The sequence below is a fragment of the Spirosoma sp. 209 genome (assembly GCF_002006735.1).
Taxonomy (GTDB): Bacteria; Bacteroidota; Bacteroidia; order Cytophagales; family Spirosomataceae; genus Spirosoma; species Spirosoma sordidisoli.
Map to the genome: position 1 here is coordinate 36,653 of NZ_MVEC01000001.1, position 17,671 is coordinate 54,323.

General features: G+C 58.1%; 15 protein-coding genes. 8 read left to right on the top strand and 7 right to left on the bottom strand.

The window, feature by feature from the left end; all coding sequences use genetic code 11:
- Positions 1-113: 113 nt before the first annotated feature.
- The 5 genes from B1C80_RS00140 to B1C80_RS00160 all read right to left on the bottom strand — a co-directional run bounded on the left by B1C80_RS00140 (position 114) and on the right by B1C80_RS00160 (position 4,795).
- The gene (locus tag B1C80_RS00140) at positions 114-845 is read right to left on the bottom strand and encodes an alpha/beta fold hydrolase (RefSeq protein WP_077919026.1); all 732 of its coding nucleotides are present in this window, start codon (positions 843-845) and stop codon (positions 114-116) included.
- Positions 846-916: 71 nt separating this feature from the next.
- Positions 917-1,540 (bottom strand): hypothetical protein, encoded by a 624-nt coding sequence (locus B1C80_RS00145; RefSeq protein ID WP_077919027.1) that lies wholly within the window; start codon positions 1,538-1,540, stop codon positions 917-919.
- 191 nt (positions 1,541-1,731) lie between these two features.
- Positions 1,732-2,337 (bottom strand): hypothetical protein, encoded by a 606-nt coding sequence (locus B1C80_RS00150; RefSeq protein WP_077919028.1) that lies wholly within the window; start codon positions 2,335-2,337, stop codon positions 1,732-1,734.
- A 164-nt stretch (positions 2,338-2,501) separates the two neighbouring features.
- The gene (clpX, locus tag B1C80_RS00155; RefSeq protein WP_077919029.1) at positions 2,502-3,734 is read right to left on the bottom strand and encodes an ATP-dependent Clp protease ATP-binding subunit ClpX; all 1,233 of its coding nucleotides are present in this window, start codon (positions 3,732-3,734) and stop codon (positions 2,502-2,504) included.
- A gap of 383 nt (positions 3,735-4,117) precedes the next feature.
- Positions 4,118-4,795: a ClpP family protease gene (locus B1C80_RS00160; RefSeq protein ID WP_077919030.1), complete on the bottom strand. Its 678-nt coding sequence runs from the start codon at positions 4,793-4,795 to the stop codon at positions 4,118-4,120.
- A gap of 234 nt (positions 4,796-5,029) precedes the next feature.
- Here B1C80_RS00160 and B1C80_RS00165 point away from each other — a divergent pair, with 234 nt between their 5' ends.
- The 5 genes from B1C80_RS00165 (at position 5,030) to B1C80_RS00185 (ending at position 11,598) form a co-directional block, all read left to right on the top strand.
- The gene (locus B1C80_RS00165) at positions 5,030-5,440 is read left to right on the top strand and encodes a helix-turn-helix transcriptional regulator (RefSeq protein ID WP_077919031.1); all 411 of its coding nucleotides are present in this window, start codon (positions 5,030-5,032) and stop codon (positions 5,438-5,440) included.
- A 115-nt stretch (positions 5,441-5,555) separates the two neighbouring features.
- A complete protein-coding gene (locus B1C80_RS00170) occupies positions 5,556-6,137 on the top strand; it encodes an RNA polymerase sigma-70 factor (protein ID WP_077919032.1) in 582 nt (193 codons plus the stop codon).
- Positions 6,137-7,174, top strand: coding sequence for a FecR family protein (locus B1C80_RS00175; protein ID WP_077919033.1), 1,038 nt, complete (start codon positions 6,137-6,139; stop codon positions 7,172-7,174). Before B1C80_RS00170 ends, B1C80_RS00175 begins: the two co-directional genes overlap by 1 nt.
- A gap of 60 nt (positions 7,175-7,234) precedes the next feature.
- Positions 7,235-9,169 (top strand): STN domain-containing protein, encoded by a 1,935-nt coding sequence (locus B1C80_RS00180; protein WP_077919034.1) that lies wholly within the window; start codon positions 7,235-7,237, stop codon positions 9,167-9,169.
- 68 nt (positions 9,170-9,237) lie between these two features.
- Positions 9,238-11,598 carry a TonB-dependent receptor gene (locus B1C80_RS00185; protein WP_077919035.1) on the top strand — a complete coding sequence of 787 codons (2,361 nt, stop codon included), beginning with the start codon at positions 9,238-9,240 and terminating at the stop codon, positions 11,596-11,598.
- An 84-nt stretch (positions 11,599-11,682) separates the two neighbouring features.
- Here the strand turns inward: B1C80_RS00185 and B1C80_RS00190 are convergent, their stop codons facing one another.
- The gene (locus B1C80_RS00190) at positions 11,683-12,969 is read right to left on the bottom strand and encodes a sialidase family protein (protein WP_077919036.1); all 1,287 of its coding nucleotides are present in this window, start codon (positions 12,967-12,969) and stop codon (positions 11,683-11,685) included.
- Positions 12,970-13,160: 191 nt separating this feature from the next.
- Between B1C80_RS00190 and B1C80_RS00195 the strand changes: the two genes are divergently transcribed.
- The 3 genes from B1C80_RS00195 (at position 13,161) to B1C80_RS00205 (ending at position 16,898) form a co-directional block, all read left to right on the top strand.
- Positions 13,161-14,231, top strand: a complete 1,071-nt coding sequence (locus B1C80_RS00195; protein ID WP_077919037.1) for a M42 family metallopeptidase — start codon at positions 13,161-13,163, stop codon at positions 14,229-14,231.
- A 303-nt stretch (positions 14,232-14,534) separates the two neighbouring features.
- Positions 14,535-15,245, top strand: a complete 711-nt coding sequence (locus B1C80_RS00200; protein WP_077919038.1) for a hypothetical protein — start codon at positions 14,535-14,537, stop codon at positions 15,243-15,245.
- Positions 15,246-15,278: 33 nt separating this feature from the next.
- Complete coding sequence (locus B1C80_RS00205; protein ID WP_077919039.1) at positions 15,279-16,898, top strand: hypothetical protein; 1,620 nt, start codon at positions 15,279-15,281, stop codon at positions 16,896-16,898.
- A 128-nt stretch (positions 16,899-17,026) separates the two neighbouring features.
- Here the strand turns inward: B1C80_RS00205 and B1C80_RS00210 are convergent, their stop codons facing one another.
- A complete protein-coding gene (locus B1C80_RS00210; protein WP_077919040.1) occupies positions 17,027-17,635 on the bottom strand; it encodes a hypothetical protein in 609 nt (202 codons plus the stop codon).
- Positions 17,636-17,671: the final 36 nt, after the last annotated feature.

Consider the following 17,671-nt stretch of genomic DNA (forward strand, 5'->3'; position numbering starts at 1 on the left):
GTCCGATCAATAATCCGTGGGTGCAAGTTTACGGATAATCGGGCGAAATGGGGTTCGGAAACACAAAAAGGAAGCCGTCGAGCCTCCTTTTTGTGTTTCCGGAACGCCGGACTTCAGGCAGGCAGCCCGTCAATGAATGTCCGGAGTGCCTGTACGGCGGCTTCGGGTTCTTCGATCATACCCAGGTGACCGGACTGGTCGAGCGTAACCAGCTTAATCTGATCCGACAGCCCGGCCAGAGTAGCGGTTTTGTCGTAGGCAATCAGCTGGTCCTGTTTACCGAGTATCAGCAATACCGGAAACGAAGCGGTTCGCAGTACGCTGGTTCGGTCAGGGCGACCCATGATGGCTTCCATACCGGCCGCCAGCGCATCGGCGGGTAGCGTGCGGTAGCGGTCGATATACGGTTTGAGCTGATCGGCGGGGTAATCGGGGGCCACCATTTTAGGTAAGGTCGACTCGATAAACGGTTCGGCTCCGGCCGTATTGAGTTTCCCGATGGTTTGCCGGCGCTGTTCTTTCTTGGCGTCATCGTCGGCATAGGCGGTAGAGTGGAACAGTACCAGACCCTTGACCCGGTCCGGATATCGCTCGGCAAACGCCAGCGCGATATAGCCCCCCATCGAGTGGCCAACCAGTACGACTTGCCCATCAGCACCGGCTTCGGCCGCCAGATGTTTGCTGATCAGCCCGGCGTATTCGTCGATGCTGCGGTGGGTGGCCACGTGCGCCACGTCCGGCACGACGACCGGATACTCGGCCGACAGATCGGCATCGACCCGCTGCCAGATGGTAGCGTCGACACCATGGCCGTGGATAAGACAGATAAGCGGTTGTTGGTTCATAGCAGCAAAAAAACCTAAAAGACCGATCCATACGGTCTTTTAGGTTTCAGTAATAGTTCTTGTATGACTTACTATTCAAGTACACCCAGCAGGATCAGTACGATACCTACGATAAGCAGGATCAGACCAATTACGCCGATTACTCCGCCGAAGATCAGCGACAGCAGCAGACCGATGGCCCCGATGATGATACCATTGCGGGTGTTGCGGTTCAGCGCCTTCGAATCGTCGGGAGCTACGTGATTTTTGATCTTCTTATCCATTTTCTTCAGCATCGTCCGCTCCATCAGCGACATTTTCTTCGTCGCTCCGGCCGTAGTAGCTACAGCCGCTTTGGCGTTGGATGTCGCCAGCAGCTGGTTAGCGCGCTCTATGTGTTTGGCCAGTTTCTTGTTCGAAGCCAGTTTGCTGTCGTTGCGAACATAGGCTTCTACCTGGCTCATCACCTGCCGGACCTGGGCTGTCTGCTCGGCCGGTGCGGGAGCCGCCACGGGCGCTACTTCAGCAGCGGGTGTTTCAGCAATTACCGCCGGCTGAGCCACCTCGGCCGGGGTAGCAACCGCTACCGTCTGGGGCTGGGGCGATTTATACTGCTCGCGCTGGCTTGGCTGGAAATAAGCAACCGGACGGCTGCAGGAGGAGAGAATGGCAGCACCCATCAGGGCGGCAAAAAGATTCCGGGAAAATGTGTTCATTGAAAAAACAGATTAAAATACATAAAACGACTTGTCAAACAAAACAACTTTTATCTATAATGTTTGTTGCTGCCGACTGGGCAATTTTGCATAAAACTGAGCGAATGAAGGAGCGCTTCATATGAAATTGCCGGATAATGAGCGCAGTAGCTTCTGCCGAAAATTTCATATGAAGCAGCCGTAACTAGTCGCTAGGCTAACAGGCCAACTAGCAATACGATAGCACCGGCCAGGAGCAGAATAACCCCCAGCGTACCCGAACCGCCCAGCAGCAGAATGAGCAGACCGATAATTACCGCTACGGCACCAGCCGCCAGGATGCCCGTGTTGGCCATCGCTTTTTCGGGCTTGCTGGGGGCCAGCTGGCGGTTAATTTTCTTGTTCAGTTTCTTGATCATCAGCCGTTCAACAAGCCCGGCTTTTTTCTGGGGGGCCGTAGTCGCAGCGGGTGTCAGCGTGCTTTTCTGAGCAGCCGAGGTCAGCATGGTCCGCACCTTGTTCAGGCGTTTCTGTACGGTTTTATCGGTGGCCAGTTTGGCGTCGTTGCGCACCATCGCGTCCATCTGATCCAGTGCGGCATTGGCCTGAGCAATCGGCTGGGCGGGTGTGGTGGCCACAACGGGCTCGTTTACACCACTAACCGGGGTCGATGCATCCGCTACGGGAGTCGGTGCAGCGGGTGTTTTCGCAAACGACTCGCGGGGGCTTTTCTGGAAGTAAGCTACCGGGCGGCTGCAGGAGGCAAAGAAAATGGTCAGCATGAGGCCGACCAGCAGACGTTGTGTAAGCGTGTTCATGGTGTAACGTTGGTTTAATGATCAAACGGATTTGTTTATCAGGGGGTAAACCGGCGCTACCGTCAATTGTTGAGAGTTCGGAAAACTATTCGATCAACTGGCCAACAAAAAACCCCGACATCAGTCCGATGTCGGGGTTTTTTGTTGGCGGCAAGCCGCGTCGATTAAGCTACGGAGCGTAATTGCTGATGGGCGGTCTTGCCAAATTTTTCGCGGGCGTATTCGAGGCTGACGGTCAGCTCTTTTATGCCTGTCTGCGACGGAATCTCGAACATGGCGTCGGTAATGATCGACTCACAGATGGACCGCAGACCCCGGGCGCCGAGGCCATACTGCAGCGCCTGATCAACGATATAATCGAGCGCGCTATGATCCCAGTGCAGGGTCACCCCTTCCATCTGGAACAGCTTGTCATACTGCTTCGTAATGGCGTTTTTAGGTTCGGTCAGAATCTGCTTCAGCGCGGTTCGGTCGAGGGGCTCCAGGTGAGTCAGCACCGGCAACCGGCCGATCAGTTCCGGAATCAGCCCGAACGATTTCAGATCGAGGGCCGAGATATACCGCATCAGATGCCCGCGCTCGAAGGTTTCGTTCAGCCGCCGATCGCCCGAGAAGCCGATGGGTCGGGTGTTGATCCGCTTGGTAATGTGCCGCTCGATTCCGTCGAAAGCGCCCCCGCAGATGAACAGAATGTTCTCGGTGTTGAGCGCAATCAGGCGCTGGTCCGGATGTTTACGACCACCCTGGGGCGGCACGTTGACGACTGATCCTTCAAGCAGTTTCAGCAGCGCCTGCTGTACCCCTTCGCCACTGACATCGCGGGTAATGCTGGGATTGTCGGACTTGCGCGCAATTTTGTCGATCTCGTCGATGTAGACGATGCCTCGTTCGGCAGCTTCCACGTTATAGTCGGCGGCCTGCAGCAGGCGCGTCAGAATGGTTTCGACATCCTCACCCACGTAACCGGCTTCGGTGATGACCGTAGCATCGGCAATGCAGAACGGCACTTCCAGAATTTTGGCAATGGACCGGGCCAGGTAGGTCTTGCCCGTACCGGTTTCGCCCACCATGATGATGTTCGACTTCTCGATCGTAACATCGTCGTTGGTTTTGGGTTGCATCAACCGCTTGTAGTGGTTATAGACCGCTACGGTAATGGATTTCTTGGCTTCATCCTGACCGATAATATACTGGTCCAGATGGCGCTTCATATCGACGGGCTTGATCAGGTTAATCTTGATTTCGGCCGGTTCACTCCGTTGCGGGCGCATTTCTTCCAGCACCACCTGGTGCCCCTGCTCGATGCAGTAATTACAGATGTGCGCGTCGATTCCCGAGAGCAGCAACATCACCTCGTTTTTGCGTCGTCCGCAGAACGAGCAACTGATTTGTGGCATGAACGTTTGCAGTGTATTAAGCTGGTTTGTACGAACGAAGGCCGAGCCGCTCTGTTGTGGCTCATTACCCGACTATGTTCAGCAGCCTGTCTGGCTGCCCAATCGGGACTCAGTTCGGCCTTGTCCGGGTTTGTGTAACGGTTCGTAGCGTGTCTTTGTTACCTCAAGTTCGATAAAAAAAACGACCCGGACGCACCGGGGTCGGCAGTAGTCTGCAAATTTATTGACCGGTGCCCGAATTGCCTGAAAAACGCACCAAATGGCCTATAATACCTATTTAATCACCGGACAAACCGGTCAATACGTAGCCCCGGTATTAACAGACAGGGGCAACCGAACAGGTTGACTGTTCAGCTGCCCCAATCTGATTCGCAGTGGTGTAACTATGCCTTCTCCCGACGCAGTACTTCGTCGATCAGGCCGTATTCTTTGGCTTCTTCGGCGCGCATCCATTTGTCGCGGTCCGAATCCTTTTCGATCTGCTCAACGGTCTTACCCGAGTGGTGGGCCAGAATCTCGTACAGCTCTTCGCGGAGTTTAACGATCTCGCGGGCCGTAATCTCAATATCGACCGACTGACCCTGCGCGCCACCCGACGGCTGGTGAATCATGATGCGGGCGTGGGGCAGCGCGGTCCGTTTGCCCGCTGCGCCACCGGCCAGTAGTACCGCGCCCATCGACGCAGCCAGGCTCGTGCAGACGGTAGCCACGTCGGGCCGTACGTACTGCATGGTGTCATAGATACCCAGACCGGCATAGACCGAGCCGCCGGGGCTGTTGAGGTACATCAGAATGTCTTTCTTGGGATCGGCCGACTCCAGGAAAAGCAACTGGGCCACAATGATGTTAGCAATATTGTCATCGACGGGCAGACCCATAAAAATGATCCGGTCGGCCATCAGGCGCGAAAACACGTCGACTTCGCGGAAGTTCATCGGACGCTCTTCGATGACCGACCGGGTCATGTTCTCAATCGTGTGGTTCATGTAGCCGTCAACGGTCAGGCCATTCAGCCCCATATGGTGTACGGCGTACTTGCGGAATTCGTTCTGAAAATTCATATCCTGGATTTACGCTTTAGTATAAAACGATGATAAGCGGGTGTTAGTTTCGGGCTAATTAACCACACATAGACGGACTACACAAAGATTATAGCGTTCTTCACTAAACTTAATGCCCGTCCGTGTCCATTGTGTCGCTGTGCTTCATAAACTTGCACCGAACGATGCAAAATTGCGTTATGCAACCGAAATACACTGTCGGTCTCTGTTTAGATTTTATCGGTATCACTTGAGATGAAGACCTCTGTCGAAGAAAAAATACGGCTGCATAGGCTCCAGCGCGGACTTTCGCAGGAAAACATGGCCGACCTCCTCAGTCTGTCAACAACGGCCTATGGCGATATTGAACGCGGCAAAACCGAACTGACCCTCACCCGCCTGACCCAGATCGCGTCGGTCCTGGAGCTGTCGCCGGTGGCCCTGCTGTCCGACGATGCGCTGATGGCTCAGGTTGTCGACACGCCCGACGAGGATGCGGAACACGAGCGCGAAACGCTGCGGCTGACGGTTGAGAAGCAGCAGATCGAAATCGATAAACTCCGGCTCGAAGCCGAGTACTGGAAACGCAAATACGACGACCGCATCGCGCTGGAGCTGGTTCGAAGCATAGGGGCTCAGCAAGCCCGCGAACGAATCGGATTTTAGATCGGGACGCGCCCCGTATTTTTTTCATGGGTGCGTAGGGGTATCCCTGCGTTCGGTGGTCATTGCGTAAAACCACCGAAAAACACCGCATCTTCTGACAACAACGGCTCCCTTTGTGCAGACAACCCCGGACGAAACCCTGATCGGTGAGATCCGCATCGGCAACGAAGCGGTGTTCGAGACCGTATTTCGTCAGTATTACGCGCCCCTCTGCCGGTACGCCCGCCCCATGCTGGGCGACATCGACGAGGCCGAAGAGGTGGTACAGGCGGTGTTTCTGGCCGTTTGGGAACGGCGCGAAACGTTGTTGATCACGACCTCCCTGAAGGCGTATCTGTACCGGGCCGTTCATAACCGCTGCCTCAACCGGCTCAACCAGCAGTCCGTTCAGGCGGGTCACCGCCAGCAGGCCGCCGACGAACTGTACAGCCAGCCCCCCAGCCCAACCCAGCATCTGCTGACCGACGAGCTGAGTACCCGGCTCCAGCAGGCCATGGGCCGGCTACCCGAGCAGTGCCGACGGGCGTTTGAACTGAGCCGGTTCGACGAGTTGTCGTACAGGGAGATTGCCGACCGGCTGGGCATTGCCACCAAAACGGTCGAGAACCAGATTGGCAAAGCACTGCGTATTCTCCGTACTGAATTGAGCGACTATTTACCACTTTTACTTCTCCTGGCCGGGGGAACAGGCGCATAATGGCAACCGAACCGCAATCACCGATCGATGACGCGCTGCTGGGCAAGTTTCTGGCGGGCGAAGCCTCCGCAGCCGAGGCCGAACGGGTACGTCGCTGGTTGACCAACCCCGCCAACCAGCGCGAATATGATAGGTTTGTCCGCATCTGGACCGCAGCCGCTCAGCTTACCCAGCCCGAACCCGTCAATACCGAGGCCGCCTGGCAACGCGTCCGTACCCACATGCACCAGCCGGCTTCGCCGGTCGCCCAAACCGCTCGTCGCCCGCTGCCCCAGCCTGTGCGGCAAACGTCCTGGCGCAGCTACGGCCGGGTAGCAGCCATGCTTGCGCTGGCGGTGCTGGCAGGGGTGTCGGTCTGGCGCTATACCCGCCCCAACCCCGCCGATCAGCCAGCCGCGCTCCTCTCCGTAGCCACCACCTCGGCCGCGCGGCAGTTTACCCTGCCCGATGGATCGACGGTCTGGCTCAACCGCAACAGCCGGCTGACCTACCCGGCCACGTTTGCCGACAGCAGCCGGACTATTTCGCTCACGGGCGAAGCTTTTTTCGATGTCACCCACGATCCGGCTCATCCGTTTCGGGTACGGGCCGGAAACGCCGTGGTTCGCGTACTGGGCACCTCGTTCAATGTGCGCTCGCTGGGCGATAGTGTGCAGGTGGCGGTACGAACCGGGCGGGTACAGCTGTCGGCTCCTCGGCAGGCCATTGTGCTGACCCCCAATCAGCAGGCTACCTACCAGCGGGCTGCCGATACCATCCGCCGACCCGTACCACTCGACGCCAACCGGCTGGCCTACCAGACCGGGCGACTGTCGTTTGTCAACACCTCGCTGGCCGAGGTCGTGCGGCTACTGCACGATGTCTACGGCACCGACATCCGGCTCGACACGCCCGCCCTCAACAACTGCCGGCTGACGGCCGACTTCAACCGCGAATCGGCCGATGCCGTACTGGCGGTTGTGGCCGAAACCCTGTCGCTAACCGTTCGGCGCGATGGCGACGCGCGCGTACTCTCCGGCGCTGGCTGTGGACAATAACGTAACCTGGCATGGGGGTAACAACCCGCTGACTGGTCTTTGGTCAAACCAGCATTTGTTATGACCTCACTTCGCATCTTCGTTTTTCTGCTTCTCACCCCGGTTCTGCTGCGCGCCCAGCCGACGCCCCCGCTCGAACGGCTGATCACGGTTACCCTGCGCAACGAACCACTCAGTCAGGCCCTCACCACCATCAGCCGCACCGGCCAGTTCAGCTTTTCATACAACCCTGTCGTCCTGAACCAGAGCCGCCCCGTTAGCCTGCGGGTAGTCAACCGGCCCGTTCGCGAGGTACTGGGGCAGCTTTTCGGCGGAACCGTCCGGCTCCGGTCGCGGGGGAACCACGTCATTCTGCTCCGCGCCGACGAACCCGAACAGCCCAAAGACTTTATCCTCGACGGCTACGTCATTGACGGGCAAACCACCGAACGGGTCGGGTCGGTAACCGTTTTCGAACGCAACTCACTGCGGTCGGCCCTCTCCAACGAGTACGGTTACTACCGGCTGAAGCTCCCGGCCGACCTGCCTGCGGTGCGGCTCGAAGTACGACGTCAGGCTTACCTGAACCAGTCGCTGACCATTCCGTCGCGCCGGTCGCAGCCCCAAAATATCTACCTGACTCCCCTACCCCGGCCCGCTGCCGTCAGCCCGCTCGACACCCGGCCGTTACCGACCGATTCAGCCAGTCGGCCCAGCCCGATCCTGGCGGAGCGGCCCGTCGTCTTTGCCTCGGCCGATTCGGGTGCGGTACCGATGCCCGCTTCCTTTCTGGACCGAAGCCGGCAAACCATTGGCCGCTGGGCACTGTCGACCCGACAACTCCTGACCGATATCAACCTCGACCGCGACACGCTGTACCGCACCTGGCAGGTCGCGTTTCTGCCGGGCATCGGTACGAACCGGGGGCTGGGCGGTCGTATCATCAACGACTATTCGGTCAACATCCTGATCGGGTATTCGCTGGGCGTACGGAAGGCCGAGTTTGGCGGCTTGTTCAACCTCGTCCGCGAAGACGTACAGGGCGTGCAGGCAGCCGGTTTCGGGAACCTCGTCGGGGGCAATACCCACGGGGTTCAGCTCGCGGGATTCATGAATACAACCCAGGGCAAGGTTGGCCCCGTACAGCTGGCGGGTTTTGTCAACACCGTTGGTGGCACCGTTCGGGGCCTGCAGGCGGCCGGGTTCCTGAATGTGGTTCGAAAAGACGTGCAGGGCCTTCAGCTGGCCGGCTTCCTCAACGCCGACCGGACCAGTGTGCAGGGGGCTCAGCTGGCGGGCTTCGCCAATGTAGCAGGCGGCAACACAAGTGGCTTCCAGGCTGCGGGCTTTGCCAACGTGGTGGGGGGCGATGCGGGTGGTTTCCAGGCGGCCGGGTTCACCAACGTGGTTCGGGGCCAGCTGCGGGGCTGGCAGGTGAGCGGTTTTCTGAACGTAGCCCGCGACGTGGTCAGTGGCCGGCAGGTGGGTTTCATCAACCTGGCCCGCTCGTCGGAGCGCGCGCCCATCGGTTTTTTCAGCTACGTACAGACGAATGGGTACCGGGCCATAGAGGCATCGGCCAACGAGGTCACGCCCCTCAATGCCACGTTCCGGACGGGGGTTCGCTCGTTCTATAACCTCTTCACGGCCGGGTACAATCCGGGCGGACGCTTCTGGAGCTACGGCTACGGGCTGGGCACCGCTACGGCCGAACGACGCGGCTGGTCCGTAGCGCTGGAAGGCAGCGTACACCAGCTCAACCGCACCGACGAGCGGATCGAGAACCTGAACATGCTGCTGCGGCTCTCTCCCCAGCTCAGCAAACAGATAGCTACCGGCCTGGGCATTACGGCAGGGCCAACGCTCAACGGCTACTACTCGAACGACGTGTTTCTCAACCCCCTGCGCAACCAGTCGCTCCCGGCGGCTATCCTGACCCCCGATGCGCCAGACAACACCCGCGACGAATGGTCGGGCTGGCTGGGCTGGCAGGTGGGGCTGCGGTACAGTCTCTAAAAAAAGCCCCCCCTCGTGGGGGTTACCGGGCGGGAAGCGGTCATAGCAGCAAACATGTTACACACGCTATGCGCTTCCCGCTCCTGCCGACGCTACTGACCGGCTTCTTTCTACCCCTCATCACCATGGCCCAACCGCTGACCCAAACCGTGCGCGGGGTCGTGGTCGACCAGAGCCTGCAAACCCCCATTCCCGGCGCCACGGTCGTTCTCCAGACGGCTACACCAGCCAGGGGCGCCCTCACCGACACCGACGGGGCCTTCCGGCTGGCGGGCGTTCCGGTTGGGCGGCAAACCCTCCGGATTTCCTTTGTCGGCTATAAAGACGCCCTATTGGCCAACGTAGTCGTCGATGCCGGGAAAGAACTGGTACTGACCGTGGCTCTTGAAGAAGCCATTGGTCAGCTGGCCGAAGTAACGGTAACCCCCACCGTCGAGAAAGATAAGCCGCTGAACGAAATGGCAACGGTATCGGCCCGTACATTCTCGGTCGAAGAGACGCAGCGGTTTGCCGCAGCCGTCAACGACCCGGCCCGCATGGCCACGGCCTACGCCGGGGTAGTTGGAGCCAGCGATGGCAACAACACCATCGTTATCCGGGGCAACACCCCCAACGGGCTGCTCTGGCGGATGGAAGGCGTCGAGATTCCGAACCCCAATCACTTCGCCAACGTGGGCACCGCGTCGGGGGGCATCTCGATTCTGAGCGCCCAGTTGCTGGCCAATTCCGACTTCATGACGGGTGCGTTTCCGGCCGAGTACGGCAACGCGCTCTCGGGCGTTTTCGATCTGCGGCTGCGCCGGGGCAACAACCAGAAGCCGGAACATACCATTCAGGCGGGGGTGCTGGGGATCGACGTATCGAGTGAGGGGCCGTTCAGCAAGCGCTACAAAGGGTCGTACCTGTTCAACTACCGCTACTCGACACTGGGCTTGCTGAGCAGGCTGGGACTGGACGTAGGCACGGGCGTGACTACTTTTCAGGACCTCTCGTTCAATGTTTACCTGCCCACCGCCAAAGCCGGCACGTTTACCCTCTTCGGCTTTGGCGGCCTCAGCAGCCAGAACACCGATGCCGTCCGCGACTCAACCGCCTGGGTGGCCAGCTACGAACGCTATGACGATCGGTTTACGGCCAATACCGGCGCCGTTGGCCTCACACACTCGATCAACCTCGGCCCGCGGGCGTTTCTCAAAACGGTCTTTTCCGGTTCGGGTTACCAGAATCGCTATCAGAGCAATTACCTGACCGAGCAATACCGCCCTGAACTTCGGTACCGGGAACAGTATACCATCCGCAAAGCCATTGCCTCCAGCACCTTGACCTACAAGCTGACGAGCCAGCACACCATTCGGGCTGGTCTGATCGGGTCGCAGATCGGCTATACCCTCGCCCGCGAAGAATGGGCGGCCGATCAGGAACGGGTCGTCACCACCGTACGGGTACCTGGTCAGTCTACGGTTACGCTACAGGCGTTCGGACAGTGGAATTACCGGCTGTCGGAGCAGCTGACGGTCAACGCCGGCCTGCATTACCTGCGGCTTTTCCTGAACAGGTCCGACGCCCTGGAGCCGCGCGGATCGGTACGCTGGTCGTTCCGGCCGGGGCAGTCGCTCAGCCTGGGCTACGGCCTTCACAGCCAGACCCAAAACCCGGCCGTTCTGTTTGCTACCCCGCCGGGGGCTGGTCAGCGGTCGAACCGGTCGCTTGGCTTCACCCGCTCGCATCATTTCGTACTGGCCTACGACCGTCGCCTGACCGATCAGCTGCGGCTGAAAGCCGAAACCTACTACCAGTCGCTGTTCAACATTCCGGTCAGCGCCGACACGGCCGACTCGTTCTCCATCATCAATTTCCTCGACGGGCTGAGTACCGACCGGCTGATCAACAGCGGTACGGGGCGTAACTACGGGCTGGAACTGACCCTGGAGCAGTTTCTGCATAAAGGCGTGTACTTCCTGCTATCGTCCTCGCTGTACCGGTCCGAGTATCGGGGGTCGGATCAGGTCTGGCGGAACAGCCGCTTCGACGGCCGTCATGCTACGAGTTTTCTGGCGGGGAAAGAAATAGCAACCGGCGACCGGGGCCTGTTCCGAAACGGCACTATCGGGCTCAATATCAAGCTGACCTACTACGGCGGCTACCGCGAAACGCCCGTCGACCTGGCCGCGTCGCAGGCACGGGGCGAAACGGTCCGCTACGACGACCTCGCCTATACTGTTCAGCTGCCCAATTATTTCCGCACCGATGTTCGGTTCAGCTGGAAGAAGAACCGCCCCCGCTCGACCCGAACCCTTTCGCTCGACGTGCAGAACGTAACCAACCGCCAGAATGTCTTCGGGCGCTACTTCGATTTGCAGACCGGCACTATTCGCACCAGCTACCAGAACGGCCTGCTGCCGGTGCTGAGCTACCGCGTCGCGTTTTAAAACAGAATGGCCACGTCCGATCCTTGTCAGACGTGGCCATTCTGGTAGGCACTTCCGCGTGCTGCTAAGCGCAGGCCATTAGAGTTACAGGCTGACAGACGCCCAGCCGATACCGTTTTTATTGTTGGGCTTCCGCACTTCGTAAGCCACCAGCAGCTGACCGTCGACCACGACCCCACTGGCGTTGGTACCGTTCTGCGCATTTTTGACGTACTGCGTAGCCGCGGCACCGGCCGCGTCGATGGTACGGAACGCAATTACCGAGCTCATGCCACTCTCCGACGGCTGGCTCTGCTCCCAGAGCAGCACCGACGACTTCGCAGCAGGTACCAGATACGCATTTTTGGCGGTAGGATCGTCGAGGACAAACAGCCGCTTGCCCTGTCCGTTCACCACCCGGATACCCGGAGAATCGGTCGTGCCCGAGAACCAGGCTACCAGCGGATTGCCGCCACCCGCGCTGGAGGTTGGGCCCGAGTGCGGGCACCCGTTGATCTGCCAGTTATCTTTCGACAGAATGGCGGGTTTGGTAAAGGTTTTTCCGTTATCCGTCGAGCTCATCCGGGCAATGTCGCGGATGTTGTCCTGATTTTCGCGATAGTATACATGCAGCGTGCCGACGGGGTCGACCAGCAGGCTGATGTTGCAGCACGCACAAACGTAGGGGTCCAGAATGCGCTCGGCGCCAAATTTCCCGCCCGCTGTTGTTACCAGCCGCAAATCGCGCTGTTCGTGTTCGTTGCCCGGAATATCGTTCAGCCAGGTTACGGCTATCTCGTCGTTGGCCAGCACGGTGGCGTCGAAAAAACCGCGTACAATGTTCGGTGTTTTATCAGCGTGAACCGGCTCGGGCAAGGTCCAGGTGTTACCCTGATCGGCGGAAGTAACATAAACAATCCTCAGATCGCGTGGCCGACCACCACCACGGGCCGGTTTGGACGCGTCGGTCTTCGGGGCGTTTTGCCCTTCGTGTCCGCCGTGGTTATGCTCAGCGGTCGGAGCGGCCGAGGCCTGTGCGTTGGCGGGTTCGGGACCGCGCAGGGCAAATACAGCTACCGGCGATCCATTCTTACGAAACAGCAGTTTGGGTCGCATCAGCCGCGAGTTACCAATGCCCGACGATGCGTAGATCAGCTTCTTGTCGCCAAAGGTTTTTCCCTTGTCCGTCGATCTGGCCCAATAGAAATAGATGGTACCATTATTGTCTTTTTCGGTCCAGGACAGAGCCACCTCACCGGCGGGGGTGCGGGATAGCGTAGGTACCGCATAGGCGCGGGTGGTATCGCTGAAGAGGCCCGTATGGGCATAGCTCGCCAACCCACAGAGAGTCAGCACAAAGAGGAAGGTTATTCGCTTAAGAAAGGTACACATACGATAGGGATTTGACCAGCACGGCCAGGTATTATTTATATTAATTCTAAGTTACAGCAAAGGTAAACGATGGCGTGCATGTTTGTTCAGCTGTTTGCAAAAATTCTGCTTACCGTGTTGGGCACCCGCTTATATTTGATCCGTTTACTTTGAAACGGCCCGCAGACACAGGCCATTTTCCTTCTACGTCCATGAACGAATCGAGTAAAAACTTTCTGTATCAATACCTCAACAATGCCTCGCCGACCGGATTTGAATCGTCGGGGCAGCAGATCTGGCTGGATTACCTCAAACCCTATACCGACGAGTATATTGTCGATACCTACGGTACGGCGGTGGGCGTAATCGGGCCGGGCAAAGACTATAAAGTAGTTATCGAAGCCCACTCCGACGAGATTTCATGGTTCGTCAACTACATCTCCGACGACGGCTATATCTATGTTCGGCGCAACGGGGGTTCCGACGCGCTGATTGCGCCGTCTATGCGGGTGCTGCTCCATACCAAAAAAGGCCCGGTAACGGGTATTTTTGGCTGGCCGGCCATTCACGTCCGCGACCTGGCCAAAGATGCCGCGCCGAAAGTAACCGACCTTACCATCGACGTGGGGGCTGCCACGAAGCAGGAAGTGGAGGAAATGGGGATTCATGTCGGCACGGTAGCTACTTTCTCCGACGGACTGATGGAACTGAACGATCGTTTCTACGTAGGCCGCGCGCTGGACAACCGCATGGGTGGATTCATGATTGCCGAAGTGGCGCGGCTGCTCAAGGAAAACAACATTACCCTGCCCTACACGCTGTACATCGTGAATGCCGTACAGGAAGAGATCGGACTGCGCGGGGCCGAAATGATTGCCCGCCGACTGAAGCCCGATCTGGCTATCTGTACCGACGTAACCCACGACACCCAGTCGCCGAAGTACGACAAGAAAGAACAGGGCGACCTTAAGTGCGGAGGGGGGCCGGTGCTTTGCTACGGTCCGGCGGTGCAGAACAACGTGCTCGACTTCCTGATCGACGTGGCGCAGGCTCAGGACATCGCGTTTCAGCGGCAGGCGGTAAGCCGCTCGACCGGAACCGACACCGATGCGTTCGCCTACGCTACCGAGGGCATTGCCTCGGCGCTAATCTCTCTCCCCCTGAAGTACATGCACACCACCGTCGAAACCGTTCATAAAGAGGACGTGCAGAACGTTATCAAACTCATGTACGAAACCCTGCTGGCCCTGAAAGGCAACGAAGATTTCCGGTATATCAAATAAAAAACGCCCGCAGGCCGAAAGGCACCTGCAACAGGGAGCTGGACCGACGTTCAGCTCCCTGTTTGTTTATAAACCCACGCCAGCCGGTAGCCCGCCCGCGAGCAATGATCTGGTTGCCATGCCTTTAAAACTATTATTTCTATAGGTAATACATAATTTATTGATCCTCAAATCAGAATTCAGCCTATCTAAGAAATATACCCTTTACTAGGTTCACCACCACTTAGTAAATATAGATACCCGTAATCTATTCTATAATAACATATTGTTACCAAATTAGCGTAAATTATAAACAAACACACTATGCAATATAGCTACCTCATCCTGCTGCTGGCTACCTCTCTGTCGGCCTACTGCCAGACTGACCTTTCGACCGATCAGCGGCAGATCAACACCCCGACCCGGCCGCTGCCCCCCTATCGGCCTGGGTTCGCCGTCATGCTCTCTGCTGGTTCGGCGGGCGGTGGCGTAGCCGTTGGGTACTCCATCAACCGGCAACTGGCGGCCCGGCTTGGGCTCAACCTGTTCAGCTACTCAGGTACGCTGACAAGCGGCAAAGACACCGACGACATTCAGATCGGGTTCGATTACAAGCTGAAGCTCCTCAACACCAATCTGCTGCTCGACTATTATCCGTTCAAACGGTCCGGGTTTCGGCTGACGGGCGGGGCTTTTTACAACCTTAACCAGATCAGCTTTTTCGGCAAACCGGTCAAAGACGTGAAGTTCAACGACATTACCTTCACCATCGACGAAGTTGGAACCCTGGACGGCAGAGCCGACTTCAACAAGATTGCGCCTTACATCGGTCTCGGTTTCGGGAATCCATACACCCGCAGCCGACTCAAATTCATGGCTGATGTTGGTTTTTTCTACCAGCAGTCTCCGCAAATCACCTTCAAAACGACCGGCCTGCTGGAGCCATCGTCGGACCAGGGTGCCGTCATTGAAAATAACCTGAAGCCCCTCAAGTATTATCCGATTGTCACGATTGGCCTGGCCTACAAACTATAATCCATACCAGCCTTCAAACTGTATAGTCCTTTTATGAAGAATCTCCGTTTGTTATCGTCATATTCTCTGCTCAAGGCAGTGGCGCTGTCTACCACCATCGGCCTAGCCGTGGGTTGTCAGAACCTCAAAGACATTCAGAATATCGATCCGCTCAAGGATGTGGTGTTCAAACTGAACTACCAACCGGCCAAAACCCAAATCCAGGGGCTGGTTGTTGACGCCAAAACCGGCTTACCGCTGCAGATCCCCATCCAGGTGTACATCGTAGGAAAAGACGCCAGCCGGGCCATTACCTTCGACGGTAAGGCCATCAGCACCTACCGAGCCCCCAAAGGCGATATCTTCATCGGCCTGACCGGGGCCGAGCCAACCCGCGCGACCCCGGCCGAACTGCGCATTGTCGTGGACGCCGATGGGTATACCGCTTCCAGCATGAACCTGACCCTGACCAGAGCCCTCAACGATCCGTTTACGATCCGGCTGGTCAAGTTCGACGCGCCCCCGACGGGTGCAGCCTCGAAAGCGCTGTCGACCCCGGCGTCGGCATCGGGCGTGGTGACGTCGCCCCGGGTGGTTGAGATCACGACGCCGGCGAGCGGCTCAATCGCGTCTACCCAGCTGAGCCTGTCCATTCCGGCCAGCACGGCCCTGAAAGACAGCAAAGGCGCCCCGGTTACGGGCAACGTAACCACCTCGGTCGTGGCCTTCAACGGACAAAGTCCGGAAGCGCTGCAGGCTTTTCCGGGTGGTCTGACGGCGCCGGTGGCCAAAAGTGCTCAGGGTAAAACCGACGCCAAAGGCCTTTTCAACCCAATCGGGTTTGTGGCGATCGAGATGAAGAATCCGGCCGGTCAGATCGTATCGACGTTCAGCCAGCCGGTTATGATTCAGATGAGCGTGCCGACGACGACGTTCAATCCGGCAACGGGTCGGCCCATCACCGTCAATGACCGGCTTGAGATCTACAGCTACGATGAACTAACCGGCGCCTGGACGTTCGAGCGGGAGGTAGCCGTTCGGCAGGCAACCAACGGACTGGCTGTCGATGTTCCGATCACTCACCTCTCGTACTACAGCATAACCACCCAGCGCGCAGCCGAAACCTGCTCGATCACCTATACGGTTCGTAACCTGCCCACGGGTACCGCCTACGTGTATTCGCTTTTCAGGTACGATCAGGGCTTCGGCGGCACCCGACAGGTTGTCGCTTCGCAGAGCAGCACCGATGGCCGTATTTCCTTTACCGTGCCCGCTGGTAATTACGAACTGGCGCTGTACGATCCGCTCGACAACACCCTGCTCGGCTCGACCCGCAGCACCAATCCCTGCGGTGATATTGGCGTAGACGTTACGATTCCGACCGGTCAGCTGAAAGCGGCCTTCACCGTGCGGGCGGTATGTGAAAACGGGAAGAATTTCGAGGTATACCCCACCGTCAGCGTTTACTACGGCGAAACCGGCAAAACCCCCGTTGCGGTCGCTACTTTCGAAAATGGTAAAGGGATTCTGACGGGCCTCAAACCGAATACGAGCTATACCGCCACCGTTTACTACGAAGGCGGCTACAGCGTCGATTTCAACTCCGGCACCCAGGACTCCGAACACCTGCTCGAGTACGTGCTGAAGTCATACACCCAGGCCTGCAAGAACTAGCCGATCCGGTGCCGCGACGCCGGGCTTTGTCAGGGAGGACCTGTTCATCACCGGATGTCATCTTATCGTTTAAACACGCAAGCCCGACCAGACTAATCTGGTCGGGCTTGCAGTTGGTAGAGGCTGGTTCATTTGCCGCTGGTGGTCGATACGGGCGGGTTGATCATGATGTGGGCGCGGTGGGTGCCGGGGTCCATGATCCAGGGCATACCGGGGGCTTCGGGTTTGAGCGGCAGCCCCGTACTTTCGACCGTTGCGTAGGGAATGTACACCACCGACCGCAGGTAGCCTTCTTTTACGGTGCCCGTAGCCGGATCGTAGTTGTCGGGTTTGGCGGTATAGACAAACAGCGAGGAGGGATTCTTTGGCATGGCCCATTTTTTAGCCTTTACCTCCTGCTCGCGGATTTCCAGTATCTCACCGGGCTTCTTCCCCTGCTCCTTCAGCTCCCGGCCCCGCTTCATGAACGGTTCCAGATCGCGGTGGTAGCACGAAACGCTAAGCCCTTTCTGAGCCGGATCGTCGGCCAGGCAGATCAGTTCGTTGGTGCCTTTTCGTAATACCATGAACTCGTTTTTGGCCGAGTAGCCGTATACGGTAGCGCCGGCCTGCTTATCGGCCGGAGCCGCCAGCACGGCGGTCCTGATCTGGATGTCGGCCGGTGGCACGTCGGTTGGCTGGGCCAGCGTCCCGAAGCCAGCCGATACCAGCCCTACTGTCAGCAGAGTCGTTTTCATAGTAGCGTATGTTTCTCCTACAAGCCGATCGGGCCG